This window comes from Dyadobacter sp. 32 (assembly GCF_902506755.1).
Lineage (GTDB): Bacteria > Bacteroidota > Bacteroidia > Cytophagales > Spirosomataceae > Dyadobacter.
The window spans coordinates 2,265,841-2,284,123 of record NZ_LR735258.1; the positions used below are offsets into that span (position 1 = coordinate 2,265,841).

13 protein-coding genes are annotated in these 18,283 nt (G+C 44.6%); 12 read left to right on the forward strand and 1 reads right to left on the reverse strand.

Annotated features, from left to right (window positions below; translation table 11 throughout):
- Positions 1-5 precede the first annotated feature (5 nt).
- From DYADSP32_RS09025 to DYADSP32_RS09080, 12 genes are all read left to right on the forward strand, one after another.
- Entirely contained in the window at positions 6-1,436 is a 1,431-nt protein-coding gene (locus DYADSP32_RS09025) for a DUF3526 domain-containing protein (RefSeq protein ID WP_149243029.1), read from the forward strand.
- 32 nt (positions 1,437-1,468) lie between these two features.
- Positions 1,469-2,881 (forward strand): ABC transporter permease subunit, encoded by a 1,413-nt coding sequence (locus DYADSP32_RS09030; RefSeq protein WP_149243028.1) that lies wholly within the window; start codon positions 1,469-1,471, stop codon positions 2,879-2,881.
- Between the two features lie 24 nt (positions 2,882-2,905).
- Positions 2,906-3,607 (forward strand): ABC transporter ATP-binding protein, encoded by a 702-nt coding sequence (locus DYADSP32_RS09035; RefSeq protein WP_149243027.1) that lies wholly within the window; start codon positions 2,906-2,908, stop codon positions 3,605-3,607.
- 276 nt (positions 3,608-3,883) lie between these two features.
- Positions 3,884-4,279 (forward strand): MerC family mercury resistance protein, encoded by a 396-nt coding sequence (locus tag DYADSP32_RS09040; protein ID WP_149243026.1) that lies wholly within the window; start codon positions 3,884-3,886, stop codon positions 4,277-4,279.
- Positions 4,280-4,327: 48 nt separating this feature from the next.
- Entirely contained in the window at positions 4,328-5,233 is a 906-nt protein-coding gene (gene bla / locus DYADSP32_RS09045; protein WP_149243025.1) for a class A beta-lactamase, subclass A2, read from the forward strand.
- A gap of 315 nt (positions 5,234-5,548) precedes the next feature.
- Positions 5,549-7,939, forward strand: a complete 2,391-nt coding sequence (locus DYADSP32_RS09050; RefSeq protein ID WP_414617639.1) for a TonB-dependent receptor — start codon at positions 5,549-5,551, stop codon at positions 7,937-7,939.
- A gap of 4 nt (positions 7,940-7,943) precedes the next feature.
- Positions 7,944-9,131 (forward strand): DUF4374 domain-containing protein, encoded by a 1,188-nt coding sequence (locus tag DYADSP32_RS09055; protein ID WP_149243023.1) that lies wholly within the window; start codon positions 7,944-7,946, stop codon positions 9,129-9,131.
- Positions 9,132-9,209: 78 nt separating this feature from the next.
- Positions 9,210-9,911 carry an ABC transporter ATP-binding protein gene (locus DYADSP32_RS09060; RefSeq protein WP_149243022.1) on the forward strand — a complete coding sequence of 234 codons (702 nt, stop codon included), beginning with the start codon at positions 9,210-9,212 and terminating at the stop codon, positions 9,909-9,911.
- A gap of 70 nt (positions 9,912-9,981) precedes the next feature.
- Entirely contained in the window at positions 9,982-11,409 is a 1,428-nt protein-coding gene (locus tag DYADSP32_RS09065) for a DUF3526 domain-containing protein (protein ID WP_149243021.1), read from the forward strand.
- Complete coding sequence (locus DYADSP32_RS09070) at positions 11,409-12,836, forward strand: DUF3526 domain-containing protein (protein WP_414617640.1); 1,428 nt, start codon at positions 11,409-11,411, stop codon at positions 12,834-12,836. The genes DYADSP32_RS09065 and DYADSP32_RS09070 overlap by 1 nt, the downstream gene beginning before the upstream one ends.
- 10 nt (positions 12,837-12,846) lie before the next feature.
- Positions 12,847-14,307 carry an ABC transporter permease subunit gene (locus DYADSP32_RS09075; RefSeq protein ID WP_149243019.1) on the forward strand — a complete coding sequence of 487 codons (1,461 nt, stop codon included), beginning with the start codon at positions 12,847-12,849 and terminating at the stop codon, positions 14,305-14,307.
- Positions 14,304-15,743: an ABC transporter permease gene (locus tag DYADSP32_RS09080; protein WP_414617641.1), complete on the forward strand. Its 1,440-nt coding sequence runs from the start codon at positions 14,304-14,306 to the stop codon at positions 15,741-15,743. Before DYADSP32_RS09075 ends, DYADSP32_RS09080 begins: the two co-directional genes overlap by 4 nt.
- Before the next feature lie 68 nt (positions 15,744-15,811).
- On the opposite strand, the gene DYADSP32_RS09085 is transcribed toward DYADSP32_RS09080, so the two are convergent.
- Complete coding sequence (locus tag DYADSP32_RS09085) at positions 15,812-18,241, reverse strand: outer membrane beta-barrel family protein (RefSeq protein ID WP_149243017.1); 2,430 nt, start codon at positions 18,239-18,241, stop codon at positions 15,812-15,814.
- Positions 18,242-18,283: the final 42 nt, after the last annotated feature.

Here is an 18,283-nt window from a genome sequence, read left to right on the forward strand (position 1 = left end):
TAGCAATGTCAAAAGTTTTTCAAATTTCGCTAAATGAAATCCGCCTGACCCTTCGTACCCAGGGCAGCGGTTGGTTGGCAGGGTTGATTCTTGGAGTTGGTCTTTTTTGTATCCTTACAGGCTATAGTCGGTACGAAGATACATCTCACAAGAGACAGCATTCCAGCGAGCTTATGCGTAAACAGTTTTTATCGCAGGGGCAGGTCAATCCCCATAGCGCTGCGCATTACGGTCATTTCGTATTTAAACCGCATTCTTTTCTGACCATTATAGACCCTGGAATTGAAAAATATGTGGGCGTGAGTCTGCAGCTTGAGGGGCATCAGCAGAATGATATACAATTTGCACCAAGCCAAAAAGCTTCTTCGTTAATCAGGTTCGGCGAGCTCTCTTTTTCACTTCTTCTTCAGATCATTTTGCCTTTGCTGATCTTTTTTGTTGTTCATAGAACCATGGTCAGCGAACGGCAGCAAGGCACACTCAAGCTGCTTGTGGCTCAGGGCCTGTCTGTCCGACAAATAATCTGGGGTAAAATTCTAGGCTTTACCGTGCTTGCATTTGCTGTCCTGTTATTTATCACTCTGATATTTATCTCCATCATTAGTTTCAATGATGTATCTCAGCAAAGCGCAGATCTTCTAATAAGAACTGTCGCGCTACTGGGCATTTATGCAGCATATTATTTCCTGCTTATCGCCCTGACCGTACTGTTATCAGCCAAAACCCAATCGTCTGCCAGTGCCTTAGTGACCATACTTTCACTATGGCTTCTGCTGGCTGTTATTATACCAAAATTCTCAGCCAATCTAGGTGAACAACTTGTATCACTGCCTTCCAAACTCAGTTTTGACAAACAGATATCCGAAGCTAACAGGCAAGGTATCAACGGGCACGATCCAAGGGATAAGCGTTCGCAGCGTATTAAGGATTCGCTACTGCTTCATTACAAAGTTGATTCGATAGAAAATCTTCCTGTAAACGCAGACGGTATCATTATGCAGGCAGACGAACAGTATCACAATGTTGTCTATGACAAGCAGTTTGCCAGCCTCAGAGATGCAATCCGGGCACAGGACCGCTATACGAACCTGACAGCAGTGCTTGATCCGGCATTGACAGTACAGCACTTGTCTATGGCTTTGGCCGGAACGGATATTTTTCATCATTTCCGTTTTTTGGATCAGGCAGAAAATTACCGGCGATTTCTGATTAAGAAACTCAATGATGACATGGCCTACGGAGGATCCCGGACCGGTGACTGGGATTGGTCTGTCGATAAAGATTACTGGCAGAAAATAAACGATTTCACCTATTCTCCCCCAACCTTTCAGGAAACTTTATGCTATTACAAATGGGAGTTGAGTGCATTCATTTTCTGGATTTTTGCCACATTTCTTCTGGTGCACTGGGCGGCTCCCAGACTAGACATCTTATAGGTCTCACCTAAACTATCATTACTTACTCTATTATGTGGAAGATAATATTTGAACACGAGTGGCTTCTGCTAACACGTAATAAATTCTTAATTTTCGGCTTGATGGCGCTTCTTTCAAGCGGCTTTTATAGTCTGTTTTATGGGCGGTCCTTTGCAGTCAGGCAACAAAATGTTCTTAACAGCATAGACACGACCGAAGCAGGCCGTGTACAAAGACACTTAGCATTGTATGCCAACGTTGATACGCTGACCTTTACCGGGAAACAAGATTATATGTTTTCCAACGATGCTTATCTTTCAGACTATCGTATGCAGAAAACGGTCTACAATCCAATATCGCCCTTTGCTGCGCTCTCTATCGGACAAAAAGATGTTTTTCCATATTACTTCAATGTTTACATCCTTAACAACATCTATACCAGCAAATTACAGGAAATAAGAAATCCAAGCGTGCTGCTTGCGGGAAATTTTGATCTGGCCTTTGTGATCATTTACCTCTTCCCTCTTTTTATTATTGCTTTTGGCTTCAGCGTACTATCTTCGGAAAAAGACACGCACACCTTCAGTCTGCTTAAAATACATGCCGTCTCGATTAATGCAATTCTGTTTTACAAAATCCTTTTCCGATTTGCGCTGCTCTCAGTCTGTATTGTTCTGTTGAGCGTGTGTGGCTTTATTTTGAATGGGGGTATAGCACTTAGCTGGCAACTAATGCTTGGCTGGATACTGACAAATTTTCTCTACATCGGATTTTGGTTTGCATTGGTCTATTTCATAGCATCCCTTAATTTAACAAGTAGTTTTAATGCTGTGATCCTGATCAGCTTCTGGATACTTTTTTTGCTTTTCATACCTTCTGCTATCAACTATATAATATCCCAAAAAGAGGATGACCCGGAATCCCTGGAGTTAATCTCAGCTGACCGGGATGGTGACAATGATATCTGGAAACTTCCGTTTCGCGAAACGATTGCGCAATTCCATAAAGTTGCCCCGCAATTTGATAGCCGGGCATATCCGGTAAAAGATAGTTCAGAGACGCGCTTTATGGCGTACATGGAACTCTCTCAGATACAGAAAAACAAAATAGGTGAAAAGCTTGACCAGAAAATGAATCAATCCTATCAGATGGCATTGCTCTTTAACCCAATTAATCCGGCATTTACAGCATTGACAAGTCTCAATCATATTGCAGCTGCAGAGATCCCAGACCAGTTAGCGTTCACCAAAGCCGTAAAGGAATATCAGAGACAAAGACGTCACTTTATATTCTCCTATAAGCTATCAGAAAAGAAATTTAGTCGGGAGCAGTTTCTTCAATTTCCGAAATTTACTTTTCATCCGCCATCGTTTTCGTTTATAGCTTTACTCAAGGTTGTTACCCCTCTTTTTTTATGGATATTGCTATTAAGCTCAGCCGCTTACCTAAAGACCCGTAAACTTTAACTTCAGATCTTAAACTTGATTTTCATGAACCGCATACAGGCAAAGAATCTTACAAAAAAATACAATGGAGTAACAGCCCTGGACCATCTGGATCTTACTTTAAAACAAGGAGAGATCTTCTGCCTGCTCGGACAGAACGGAGCGGGCAAAACCACTACGATCAACCTTTTCCTTGGTTTCATCGAGGCAACAGAAGGAGAAGCCTTCATCAATGATATATTGATAAAGTCCGGAGATAATTCCACCAAGAAATTCATCTCCTATATTCCGGAAGTTGTTATGTTGTATGGTAATTTATCTGCTGCTGAAAATCTGGATTATTTCAGCAAACTCGCTGGATTTAAATATAGCAGGCAGGAATTGGAGCATCATCTTTTTCAGGCCGGACTACAACCAGAGGCTAATTCCAAGCGAGTGGGCACTTTTAGTAAAGGAATGCGTCAGAAAGTAGGAATCGCTATTGCTCTGGCAAAAAATGCAGATGTTATATTCATGGATGAACCCACGTCCGGCCTGGACCCGAAAGCAACCAACGAATTTACGCAGATCGTACGAACCCTGGGCATGAAAGGTAAAACCGTAATGATGGCGACCCATGATATTTTTAATGCGGTAAATGTAGGAGCAACCATTGGCATTATGCGTCAGGGCAGGCTGATACATACACTCAATGCGAAGGATATTGATGCAGTTCAATTACAGCAGCTATACCTGGAAACTATTTAATCGCTACGTCGATCTTTTCATTTAAGCAAATCGCTGCTTGCGCTCAATGCCCTTAACCTATTTGATAAAACCTACTGGCTGGGGGCACAGAACTATCTTCGCCTGTTTCCCGGTGCGCCACGTAATGCTACGCTGACATTAAGCTTCAAATTTTAGGATTACAGCCGGTACTGCTCTTCAATGCGGCGCGGCCGGCAAGGCTGTAATTGATCTGCAAAGTGATAAACGAATGACTATCAAAAGTACAAGAAATCACATTTAACAAAAGTTTCCTATATGGGTACTTTAGCTGCTTACTTGCCTGTCTTCAATCTACTTTTCGTTGCTCAACGAATGCCTTATGCCGCATTTGCGAGTCAAAGCGCCGGTGTAGCGGCAAACCACGATGAAGGCCCGGCCTGGTGGGGCATGATCGATGTGGCGCTGTTCGTCGTTTCATTATTCGCCGTTGTATGGTCAGCGAGAAAATCTTCCAAGCAATGGATGAAATATGCCCTTTACACAACCTGGATTGCCCCGGCTTTCCTTATATTTAATGAAAAATTGGAGGGGATCCGCTTGCCGGAGGAGATGATCTATATCCCGGCAATACGTTTAACCCTGCTCCATTTGTACAATAAAAAGTATTGCCAATGCGCGGACGATCAATGTTGTACCGCGCCTGAAAAATAGTAAAGCCGTAATTGAGACACTCAGGATCTTAAACTTGAATCATATATTATGCTAAAAGCATTTCGTTTGTCAGTTGCCTTATTGCTACTCTTATCCTGTAAAGTTTCAGCCCAAAACACGGAACCGTTACGTAAACACATACAAGAGATTGTAGCATCGAAAAATGCGACCGTTGGGGTTTGCCTTGTTTCCGATGATGGGGATGATACTTTATCCATTCACGGAAGCAGGCGCTTTCCTTTGCAAAGCGTATTCAAATACCATATCGCATTGGCAATGCTTTCTCAGATCGATCAGGGTAAATTCTCATTGGATCAAAAAGTTACAATAGAAAAGGCGGACCTGATACCCGACCTGTATAGCCCGATCCGCGACAAATATCCAAATGGCGCCGCGCTGAAAATGTCGGAAATCCTGGATTATACGGTCTCGCAGAGTGACAATGTCGGATGCGATTTGTTACTGAAACTACTTGGCGGCCCCCAAGTAGTGGAGAAGTATATCAAGGGAAATGCAATTAACGACGTTTCCATCGTGATAAACGAACAAACCCAGCAATCGAATTGGGATTTGCAATTTCAAAACTGGACAACGCCGAAGGCTAGCGTAGCGGTGCTGCAAAAATTTTTCATCAACAAACAAGCCTTACTTTCCCCCAAAAGCTATGACTTTCTCTGGCAGGTGATGAAGGGAACACAGACCGGCAAAGCAAGACTGAGAGGGAAGCTTCCTGAGAAAACCATTGTCGCTCACAAAACCGGCTCGTCTGGAACAAACAAGGAAGGTTTAACCGCGGCCGTAAATGACATGGGGATTGTTTTCCTGCCCAATGGCCGCCATTTCTACATCTCGGTTTTCGTAACCGATTCGAAAGAGAACGCCGGGGCCAACGAAAAAATCATTGCAGACGTCGCGAAAGCCGCCTGGGAATACTTTATAAAGGAGTTGGATTGAACCAGGCATCAAACCTCAGTGGACGACACTTTATTTTCACTTTGACAACAGCTTGACAGCCTTTGCACGTCATCAAACATTGCAAATATTAAATAGCTAATGTGATCGTATCCCATCAGATGCGAGCCAGAAATCCACGACATCCCAAGAGCTAGTCTTGCATTTTGGCCGATGAATTTCAGGCGCCATGAGCAACTTCCGAAAGCAATTGTTGCTTTGAGGCACAAATGTGCTATCAATCCTGCAACCACGTTGCAAATATCTTTTTTTTGTTGCAACTTCGTTGCAAATAAGAAAATCTCAGTGTTCACGAAAATGTTTACAGGCCAAAATTGCGCAGACCCGCTCTTCATCAAACGAGTCCGGGCCCTGCATAGCACGATCACCATGCTTGTTGGGAGCATCATGAAAAAGCGGACTTATCCCTTGACTACCACTGTAACCGGCATGAGTACGTCGGCCGCCGGGTCGGTTAACAATCATTACTTGCTTCGGGCCGTGTATCCACCACCGTTTCCAATCGTGCCCTGGTCATTACTCACAAAATGTTTTATTCATCAAATGAGAATTACAATGCTGGTATTTATATACCTGCTTCCTCTTCGCTTGATTGGCCAGACTAAAACAGACCCTGTCAAGTCGAAACTGGATTCTGTCCAAGTATTAAATGAAGTAACCGTTTCGGGCAGTACGATCAAGTTTTTAAAAGAAGCGCCCGGTAATCTATCCATTGTAGATGTAAAGCCATTTTACAATTCAAACATTACCACGGTCCAGTTGCTGAAACAATCCTCCGGCATTAAGGTAAAGCAGGATGGCGGCTATGGCTCCCGTGTCGATTTTTTTATAAACGGCAGCACAGGCAAGCAGATCAAGTTTTTTTTGGATGGTATCCCGCTGGATAATTTGGGAGAGACTCAGGGTGTGAATAATCTTCCAGTTGAGCTGATTGAACGGATAGAGGTTTATAAAGGTGTGCTACCTGTCGATTTGGGCAGCGATGCACTGGGGGGAGCAATTAATATCATCACTCGAAAAGACCGGAAGCAATACTTTGATGCATCCTACGCGCTGGGCTCATTCAACACGCACAGACTAAATATTCTTGGCAAAAAATACCTTTCCAACAACTTTTACACCAGCCTCCAGGCTTCTGGCGGCTACTCTAAAAATAACTATAAAGTACGTGTAGGAATACCAAACGAAAACTACAATCCGGAAATTAACGATGTGAGGCGTTTTCATGACAGGTATCAGAATTATCTCGTTAAAGCCGAAGCCGGCCTGCTGAATCAGCGATGGGCAGATCAGTTGATCCTGACCTTCAGTCAAAGCGCGCTTGACCGTCAGCTTCAGAACAACCTGCTCATGACCCAGCCTTATGGCAAAGCATTTTATCGCGAAAATCTCTACAATGCCCAGCTGAAATATCAGAAAAACCTGTTGGCCGAGAAACTGAGCTTATCCAGCCAAACTTCCCTCAACAGGATCAACGGACTGAATGTTGATACTTCCAGAAATGTATATGTATGGGACGGCAGAGTATTCGACAGAAGGCTCAGACCCGGCGAAGCTGAATATGGGCCAGCTAAATACCTGCACATTTACACCAATATTTTTAACGAGAAATTGGTGTTGGGGTGGCGGCTGAATGAGGTCACTAAAATATCGCTGGCTAATACATTTCAACACTATAGGCGGAGCGGGAAGGATACGCTGGCGCTGAACGCCAATGCGGGGATTGATTTCTATAGCATGCCCTCTACCATGATTAAAAATGTAGGCGGGTTGGGTATTGAGTCGGTTTTCCTGGATGATAAGCTCAAAGCGAGCGCATCTGTAAAACATTTCTATGCGGCCATGAGCAGTTACGAACTCATGGATGAAAGTCATATTAAATCTGCTCAAAATATAAATAATATCTCATACAACCTGGCTGTCACCTACCCACTCAGCAAAACCATCCTTCTGAAAGCCTCCTATGAACGCGCAATTCGCCTGCCGGATGTGGAAGAAACCTTTGGCAATTTGATGCTTATCCGCGCTAATCCAGCTTTAAAGCCGGAAAAGAGCAACAACATCAATTTAAACCTGCTGCTAAGCTCGGATAAAGCTGATGTAGAATTAAGCGCCTTTTTTAAGGATGTATCAGACATGATATTCCTGCAGACCGATACCCGCGGCAGCGGGACCAGCAGAAACCTTAACATGGCCACAGTAAGCGGGGTGGAAGCCTCCCTCAACTATCGTTTAACGCCATCACTGATTTTCAATATCAATGGCACTTACCAGGATCTGAGAAACAAAGGATCGATAGACCCCACGTATAACAACGACCTGTACTACAACGCCAGAGTGCCCAACATTCCATATTTGATGGCTAATGCCGGTATCACCTGGGGGCTGCAAAACTTTATTTGGAAGGGCACCAAAGCGCAGGTCTGGCTCAACGGGAATTACACCAACCAGTATTTTTTGTATTGGGCAATAGATGGCGACCGTGACCTTAAAAATCGCATCCCAACCCAGTTTCTTCAGAATGCAGGGATCTCGGTGACTACCCGCAGCAGGTTGACCTTCACGCTAGAAAGTTACAACCTCAGCAATCAAAAAACATACGACAACTTCAACGTACAGTTGCCCGGCCGCTCATTCAGTTTCAAAACAAGAATTTACCTATCCAAAAACCCAAAAAACAACAGTTAGAAATATGAAAACCAACTTTTTACTTATTATCTGCGCCATTTTATTACTAGGTACCCAGGCCTGCAAGGACGACGACGATGATGTGACCGCAGCAGCGAATTATGTGTTGAGCGTAACTGGAGGTGCCTACCCGAACCAGACAAGCTACCTATTTAGCACGAAGGAATTTCCGACGGGTACGGTCGGAACCAGTAATGCCCTCGAATCCGCCAGTTCTGCTTTTATCTACCAATATGGTAATCATATTTACCAGAATAATTTCGGCGCACCCACTACACTTCGAAAATATAGTTTTGATGCCAAAGGCAAGCCGCAGGAAATCGGCTCGTTCGCGATACCCGGGCTTAACACCATTGGCGCCGCACTTTTTATAAGTGAAACCGAAGCTTACGCTACAGTATCCGCGTTCGGGGTTACTCCGAAACTTGTAAAATTCAATCCATCCAATATGCAGGTTACCAAAGAGCTGGATCTGAGCGGCCTGAACAAAGCCGGCGCCACCGAGGTGTATTACCTTGGACTGGTTCAGCGGGGCAAAAACATTTTTATGGGTGTAAACTACCAGGATGCGGGCTTTAATAACCTGGAAGACAAAGTATTTGTCGCTGTTATAGATCGGAGCACTGATACGTTTGTCAAGTTGATTTCTGACGATCGCAGCAGCCAGATGTGGAACGGCGGCACGGTATCCTCCTTTTCTCCAAATGTCATGATCAAAGATGCAGGCGAGGATATTTATCTCATGGGCTATGCGAATAATGGAAAACCAAGCGGGGTGTTAAGGATTAAAAACAATGAAACAACGTTCGATGCTTCGTATTTCTTTAACCTGTCGACTACCACCGGCGGCCCATGTATTGGCTTGTTCCACTTTGGGCACGATCAAACGTTCACCGTAAGCTATACCAAGGCAGCCGCCTACCCATTTGATAGCGGGGACCCGGCCGGCCAGTACCACAAAATAAACCTGGTGAACAAAACCAGTTCCGGCAATATCTCTACAAGCATTCCCCTGTTAAAAGGCAACAGCGCATTCATGACCAAATGGGAAAACGACAAGATCTATTTGAATGTGGCCGGAACAGCCAGTGCGAATTCGATCTATTCTTACCAGATTAGCAACGGCAGTGTGAAGAAAGAATTTGATCTGGCCTCCGGGGCGTGCAATGCATTTACCCTTAATAATCAGTAACAAAGTGCCACCCCTGAGCGGAGTATGCAGTTCATCCTGCATACTGCTGCCCGCTTTATTCCAAACCTACCCAACAGCATGTTAAAAGCAGTCGAACTAAGCAAAAGTTACAGCAACCACCAAGCGCTCAATAATCTAAATTTAGCAGTCAATCCGGGCGAAATATTTTGCCTGTTGGGAGCAAACGGGGCAGGAAAATCCACCACCATCAACCTTTTTCTCAACTTCATTGAACCCACATCAGGCGCGGCATACATCAATGAAATTGATGTTAAGGCCGATCCCCTGGCCACCAAAAAATATCTGACCTATATTCCCGAAAATCTGATGCTCTACCCATCGCTAAGCGGACTGGAGAATTTGGATTTCTTTTGCGGCTTGTCAGACAAGAAATTGAGAAAGGATGAACTTGAGGGATTTCTACATCAGGCGGGTTTACAGCCTGATTTTTTCACAAAACGTGTTTCTACTTATTCAAAAGGGATGCGCCAAAAGGTTGGAATCGCCCTGGCCATCGCAAAAAATGCAAAAATCCTGCTATTGGACGAGCCCACGTCGGGCCTCGACCCGAAAGCCAGCAATGAGTTCTCAGAGCTGCTGCTCAAAATGAAAGCGCTTGGCGTTGCCACACTGATGGCAACCCATGATCTTTTCCGCTCCAAAGAAACAGGTACACATATCGGTATTATGAAGCAGGGCGTTTTGCTTGATTCCTTCCGGACTGAGGATATCAGTTTTGAAAATCTTGAAAAGCTTTATTTACAGCACATGCATCGCTAAGCTTTACCTGCAAAGCGCCTATTCATTCAGAGCCACCGTAAGCAAGGCTTAAGCAAAAAGTATTCCGTTCATGAAATACGCATTAATTATCACCAAAAAAGAGCTGCTTATTGCGTTTAAGAACAGCCAGGTTATCGTAACCGGACTAATAATCATTACCCTGCTCATGATAGCCGGCGTGGGCGGTTACCTGAATTACAAGTCTCAGAAAGAGCAGATAGATAAGGCCAGATTAGAAAAACGGGAACAATGGCTTAATCAGGGCGATAAACACCCGCACATTGCGGCTCATTACGGCACTTTTGTATTCAAGCCAAAAACCGGCCTGAGCTTTTTCGATTTTGGGTTGGATTCCTACACTGGGTCATCCATCTACTTAGAGGCGCATTACCAGCATGAGTTTATGTTCCGCCCGGCACAGGATTTCGGGGCCATGATCCGCTTCGGCGAACTATCCATTGCTTTGGTACTTGAGTTTCTGATCCCTCTGCTGATTATTTTCCTGTGCTTCTCGGCTTTTACGCAAGAAAATGAAAACGGAACAATACGGATTCTGGCGGCACAGGGCGTATCCATGCGTGCGCTGGCGTGGGGCAAAATCACGGCATATAGCATGATTGTATTCTGCATTCTGCTTCCCGTTATCAGTATTTTAATGCTGGGTATTTTTCTTCAGCCGGGGCTTGTTTTCACTGCGGATACCCTGTGGCGGCTGCTTGTGCTGATAGCCTGCTACTCTGCCTACTTTTTTATCTTTATCGGGCTTTCAGTCTGGGTATCATCCTATTCACGCACCTCAAGAAACGCCCTTCTTGTGTTGTTGTCAGCCTGGATATTATTTACAATTCTAATTCCGAAAACTTCTGCCAATATCGCCAGCAATATATTTTTACTGCCCACACTAGCCGATTATGAAAAGGCAATCAGTGATGACATCGGCCGACAGATCGAACGCAACCCCCGAAAAGACACCCTTATTTTAAATTTCACGGCCAGGCTTCTAAAACAGTATAACGTTGACTCCATCTCACAACTGCCGATCAATTATGAGGGCGCATATGCACAGGTTTACGAAGATTTTAGCAATTCGGTACACGATAAACACGCCGGACAGTTATTGCATATGCTCTCTCTACAAAATAAGGTAAGCACATATAGCAGCCTGATCAACCCTTTCACGGCCATCCGGAACATTTCCATGGCCTTGTCGTCTACCGATTTCTACACCTACACAGATTTCCAGAACGAAGCTGAAACCTATCGGCGCGACCTTGTACGGCAAATGAATGGCAATTACAGGGATAACTCCCGCACAGGGGAGTTTTATGAATATAAAGCAAGGCGGGATTTATGGGAGTCGATAAAAGATTTCAACTTTCAGATACCATCTATTTCACGCTCGCTGTCGAAAGTACTTTTCGAACTGGCCGCCTTGCTAACCTGGACATTAGGTACAGCTATACTGCTCACTTATTTCATAAACAAATCTGTTTTATAATGTCCATGCTTGCACACGTTTTTTATTACGAATGGCTGAGCTTTATCAGAAATAAATTTCAGATAGTGATGCTGCTTCTCGTTTTTTTACTTGGATCGTATTCCATCTTCTATGGTTGTAGCGAGATTGCCAAGCAGAAAAAAGCAATTGTTTCAGTCCACCAGCAGGACAAACAGGAACGGGCGCGTATTCAACAGGGCTTTAAAGCAGACACCACCACCGCGGACGGCAAACGGCTATGGCAGCTTGCTGCGGTAACTCGTTTTGTATGGCACCGGCAGTTCTACGCGGCTGTTTTCCCTCCCTCTGCACTCTCCGCGCTGTCTCTGGGACAGAGGGATATACAGACTTATTATTACAAGTTAACTGCGATGAGCATTTACTATCAGCTCTTCCAGAATGAAATTGCCAACCCTCAAAAACTGCTGATTGGCAACTTCGACCTTTCTTTTGTCTTTGTTTACCTGTTCCCGCTGCTGATTATTGCCTTTTGTTATAGCCTGCTGTCTGCTGATAAGGACCGTGGGCTCCTCGCATTACTTAAATCCCAGGCAGCGCCCGTACATCGTATTATTATCTACAGACTGTTGTTTTATTTCCTGATCATTTTCGCACTGGCCCTCTTGCTTAGTTTCGCAGGTTTTGCAGCATCCGGAATCCGGCCTGGTCCAGATCTGAGAAATATCATCGCATGGCTGGCCGTAGTGACCGCTTACCTTGTATTTTGGTTCGCTATTTTGTTCATTATCATTGCCCTGAATAAAAATTCTTCATTCAATGCCATGGCCGGCATGGGTGCCTGGCTCACGTTTCTGATAATAATCCCTGCCGTTTTGAATATTCTGATCAGTGTGGCCATGCCGCTAAACACATCGGTGCTATCAGGCATTAGCCGGCGCACAGGCGTGTTTGACGAAGAAAACGACGAGAATCAGAAGAAAGTAATCCGGGAATATCTCAAACAGCGACCGGAACTGGATTTCGGCAGCAAGACGTATAAATCAGATCTTATTACAAAAGGGTTTGCAGCCTACACAGAATTAAATGACCAAAAATCCGCCGAAATGGTGCGCCGATATCAGAATCAGGTACAGGTACGCGAAGGGCTCGCACGGCACATCGATTTTATAAATCCTGCTGTGAATGCGCAAAACATGTTCGATGCAATCGCCGGATCAGACCTGCAATCTTTCCAGCAATTTTACCATGCTGTCAAAAACTTTCACGCGCAGCTCGTCTCCTTTTATTATCCGAAACTATTTGCCGATAATAACCTGACGCAGAATGATTTCAGCAAAGCTCCACAATTTAGGTTTATGCAAGCTTCCGCCGACAGAACGTCGATTTTCCCGGGCATTCTTTGGCTAGCCGGCATATCGCTCATCAGTATTCTGTGGAGTTTTAAAATGCTTAAAAAAGATCTCTGATTCTCACCAGATGAAAGCAGTCATATACATCGTCAAAAAAGAGTTCAAAGAGTTCAGCCGTTCAGCAGTACTTCTTGTTTGCGCATTTGCACTGGCCTTTTGCCTGACAGCATCTTTAGTAATCAGTTTTAGCCAATATAATCAGTTACGCAGGGAACACCAGCAGGCTGGTGAGCGGGCAAGGCAAGCCTGGCTTAACCAGGGAGAAAAAGGGCCTCATGGCGCAGGGCATACCGGTACGGTCTTGTTTAAACCGATCATGCCACTGTTTGCCTTGGAGAATGGCTTATACAATTATACCGGCCGTTGGGTTGAGCTGCAAACTCATACGCAACATGAGGTGGGGAAACGGCCCGCAAATGATCAGACATTTCTGATCCGGAGCGGCGTATTTACACCTGCTTTCATTTTACAATACCTGATCCCGTTATTTATCATTTTTTTATGCTATTCCGCTGTCACGGCAGAAAGAGAATACGGAACCCTCAGGCTTTTACTCAGTCAGCAAATCAGCGCAAGAGCAATTTTAACCGGAAAGGTATTTGCCGGTGCTGCAAAGGTTGGTATCACTATCCTTCCTTTATATGCAATCCTGTCAATAGTATTCTGGATTTTACCCGAATTCGGATTGCAGGCGTGGGTCAGGATGAATCTAATGTTTCTGTTTTATATCGCATACTATTTCATACTGATTCTGTTCTGCATTATCATATCTGTCTGGAGTAAGACCTCGTCCCGCTCGCTGGCTGTTCTTACCGGGTTCTGGATCATTACCAGTATAGTGGCCCCGAGAGTATTTGTTTCTTTATCTGAGAGCATTGCGGCCACCCCCTCTAATTTCGAAATGAAGGTTGCTTTCGATAAGGGCCAGGGTAATTCCTATGTATTAGGCTATAAGGGCTTTGATACTTTTAATAAAATATATGGACAGATAACCGATAGCCTGATGAAAGCAGAAGGAGTAAGTACTGTTGATAGCCTGAAAGTCAATCCGTTTGGATTTGCTATTGAACATACCGAAGAAGCCGGGCAAAGAATCAATGATGAGAGCTACGGCGTAATCAATCGTAATTTTGACCGTCAGATTAGAATTCAGCGCTTTGCTGGCATCATCTCCCCGCTTTCAGCAATCCGTTTTCTTTCAATGAGTATCGCAGGCACCGGCCTTGAGGAACACGATGAATTTGTCAGACAGGCTGAACAGTACAGGCGAACGATGATGAAAAAGCTCAACCTCAATATTGCTTACCATTCTGATGCCAGCGGTTACGACCTTAAAAAGCGCTCAGCCAAGGGCAAGGATTATGTTCAGGGAAGAGATCTTTGGCAGCAGATCCCAGCGTTCAATTACAGCCCTGTACCACTTGCCAGCGTGCTAAAAAACAATACGAATGATATTCTGATTATTTTCGGATGGTTCGTGGCAGGCATCGCTATCTTTTTAAAAACAGCCCGGCGTTTAACAATATGAAAAGATTTCGTCATCTTCTATACTTTGAACTGTTAAAAAGTACGCGGGAAGGAATGTACTCCATTATCCTCATACTGATGGCAGGACTTGTATTTCTGAGTCTATACAATGGAAGCGTCTGGTTTGAGAGCCAGAAAAAAACCGTTGAGCAAATCAGTCAGATGAAAATGTCGCATCTGCAAACCTATCTGAAAGACTATCGTGAATATAATAAAACGCATGAGGTGGCTGGCCTTGACGGGCCTGCCAATCCAATTGTTATGAATTTCAAAAGGGTATACCCTGTCAAACCGCTTTCGCCCTTAATGGTGCTGTGTACCGGGCAAAGCGACTTGTATGGCTTTTACAATATTTTCACCGGATTAGAAGAAAACACCCTGTTGTTTGAGAATGAAATAATAAACCCTTTAAATCTCTTACTAGGGAAGCTCGACTGGACTTTCGTTTTGATTTATATCATTCCATTGTTTATTATAGCTGCTAGCTATGACCTATATGCCCGGGAATCAGAACTCGGCACTCTTCGTATCATCTTAACGCAACATATCAGTTTAAAAGAACTGCTGCTAGCTAAACTGTCCTACCGCTTCTTTGTTCTTACGGTAAGCTTCGTCATTTTTACCCTGCTGGGGATACTTTTCTTTCAATCAGATTTGTTGAAAGCTGAACCCGAATGGGTTCTTTTGGCTTTAATCGTGGCCATGGTGTATATCGGTCTGTGGATGGCAGTTTGCCTGTTTATCAACGCATTTTTGAAAGAGGCGATTCTTAATGGCGTAGTATTAACCCTTTTATGGATGGCCATCCTTTTTATGGTTCCTTCCGCAATTAATACGATTACTACCAATAAATTTCCTGTTCCCTCACGGGCAATAAATCTTCTAAAGAGCAGGCAGCATGCTGAATACTTAGACAACCGCCGCGAGCAGACCCTTCAAAGTTATCTTGATATTTACCCACAGTTCCGGCCAGCGAACATTAAAGACAGTACAAAGATTGCCTTTATTGATTGGTACCCCGGTTTTTTGTCATGGCAGCACGATATGATCAAGAGTAAAGATAGGTTTGAAATCCAGATCGATTCTGTACTGACCAGACAAGAAGATTTCGTCAATACCACTGCTTACATAGCGCCTTCGGTTTGGGTTTCCCAAACCCTCCAATTCATAAGCCATACCGACCTTGCCAGTTTCCAGCAATACAAATCCAGTCTCCGGGAATTTAGCCGAAAGTGGCGCCTGTTTGTTGCTGGGAAGATTATGCTGAGACAAAAAATTAGAGAGCAGGACTTTTTCTATCTGCCGAAGGTAGACTGGTCAGAAAAAGACCATGAAAATACGCAAGCCGCAACGCAACTGTTAGTCTGGCTTGCATCGACGACATTGATTATGATAGCTGGCTTAAAAATACTGGATATTTTTTCGCGTCCTGGATAAACAGCTCAATGGTTATTTGCTGGCACGCCACGTAATGTGACACTGACATTAAGCTTCTGATTTCAGGCTTACAGCCGGTCCTGCTCTTCAATGCGGCGGGACCGACTTGGCTGTAATTTCCCGCCGAAATGGTATTTGACCGAAAGTGAGGCCCGCCGTGTATCCGGGAGATCATCATAACGGTAATCGGTATAATCGGTCAGCGAGCGCCCACGGTATCGGTTTGTCCTGAGAAAATCAGAGAAGGCGAATCGTACATCCAATTTGCCTTTCATAAACGATCTTTTCAGGCCAAAATCGGTAAAGAAGATGCTTTGCTTTTGATAAATACCCCAAAGTTCCCGGGAAGTCCAGGTTGCCGAAAGTTCTGCATGAAAGCCTGCCGGCAATTTGAATTGCTGACTCAGCATTGCGCTCGCAGCCCATAATGCAGTTGTTTTTTCGGCCCCCAAAAGAGGGATGGGGTAGCTGGTATGGCTCGCACCTGCCGTCAGCTGTAAATCCCAAAAGTCAAGCAAATGCAAGGGAACAGACGCGGTCAAATCAAAACGTCTCATACTGCCCAGGTTAGCGCTTTGGCTGATGATTGCACCTGTATTCTCTTCTATTACCAATCTGCGGGAAAGGTAATTGCTTCGGGTCGAGTAGCTGGCCGAAAGTACGTACCGGTCTTTTAATGTATAACCTGCCGAGTAGATCCACGCCATTTCCGGCCGCAGGTAGGGGTTTCCTGAATAGTAGAAATATTGATCATAATACCACCTGACAGGGTTCAGGGTGGAATATGCGGGCCGGTTAATCCGGCGACTGACTGAGAAATTGACTTTGTTATTTTTATTGATCTCGTGTTCGGCTGAAAGTGATGGGAAAAGCTGGCCATATTTCCAGCTATTTTCAATCTCTTCTTCTACCGTATACCCCCTGGCGTTTGTTGATTCAAACCGAAGACCTGCCTCCCACTGTGTTTTGTCAAGCTTTCCGGAAACGGACGCATAGGCAGCTGCAATCTGCTCGGTGTAACGAAAACGGTTTGACATTGATTCTGCTTCAATGAATTCCCCTGCTGCCAGTGAATCAAAACGGTAATTGGCCTGGTTTCGAACGTCTGCATACTTCAAGCCTGCCTTCACATGAAAACCAGTGAAGGGAAGGTCCAGGTCCACTTTGATGGATTTAATGCTGACAGTGCCAGGCTGGTGAACTTGTAACTGCTCATCAGGTGCAGCTGCCTGCCCCTTTGCGTCCAGATACCGGGTTGTTAGCAGCCCATCGGAAAGGTTACGGTATGAAATGTAATGCGCATCGGCGGTGAGCTTTTTGCCCGCGCTATCAATCAAAAACTGGTAGCCCAGGTTAGCCGCATCGTAATGATATGGCTCTGTCAGATAGTTGGTACTTTCTACTACGCTAATGAGTTTGTTTTGCGGATCCAATCTGCTCACGCGGGAGATTGCATTGTCTTTTACATAATCGTCAAGGTAACCGTTGTACCCCGCCGTTATCTGATGTTTTGGAGAAAGCTGCCAGTCTATATTTGCCTTGTAGGTGTAGAAATTGATTTTTGTCGGCGTTTGCAGCCTGCGGTCAAGGGTGATGCGCTGTCCTTGATCAAGGACCGTATTACTGGTCTGGCTTTTCATAAAACGGTGCGGCGTGTTATAGTCAAAAGAACCCGAGACGTTTACTTTGCTATTGCGGTAGCTGGCAGCGACATTTTGGTTATTCATCCAGAACCTTCCTTTGGAGATCCCAGATAAAATATCCAGCGAATAACCTACAAACACATTTTTCTTGGTCACAAAATTGATGATGCCTGCATTGCCTGCCGCGTCAAATTCAGCCCCCGGCGCAGAGATCAGCTCGATTTTAGCGATGCTTTCTCCGCTCATACTTCTTAAAAGCTGCACCAGCTGCTGCTCGGAAAGGTAAGTCATCTTCCCATCGATCATTACATTGATCCCGCCTGCGCCTTTAAGCATGATCTGATCGTCTTGCCCGATGCTTACGCCAGGCAGTTTACGGAGCAAGTCCAGCGCCGATGATCCAGAGCTCATTGCGCTATTGCCGACATTGTAGATCAGTTTTCCTTTATCTATTTCAATCGCTTCTTTGCGAGATGTTACCGTTACCGCCCTTAACTCAGAGGCAGCTTCTTTCAATACTATCTTGTAGGTAAGTTTTTCTGATGTACTATCCTGGATAAGTATAGTCTCACTAACCGTTGTAAAACCAATTAGTGAAGCGTTGAGTAAATATCGTCCTGGTTGAAGCTCGGTAAATTCAAAGTTTCCAACAGAGTCGCTAGCAGTCCACCAAGTATTCCTAAGTTGCCCTTTATCTACCAGTTGGATATTAACACCGGTCAACCCGTTGCCGCTTTGGTCTTTCACATTGCCAATAACGTGCTTTTTAACATTTTGCGAAAAAAGCTGGAGGGGAAGAAAAAATGAAACCAGCAGTGCAAACCAAGCTTGTATTATATATGTAAAATTCACCATAGTCACCTTTGATTAAAAATTGCCGCACCACACGTCATTGTT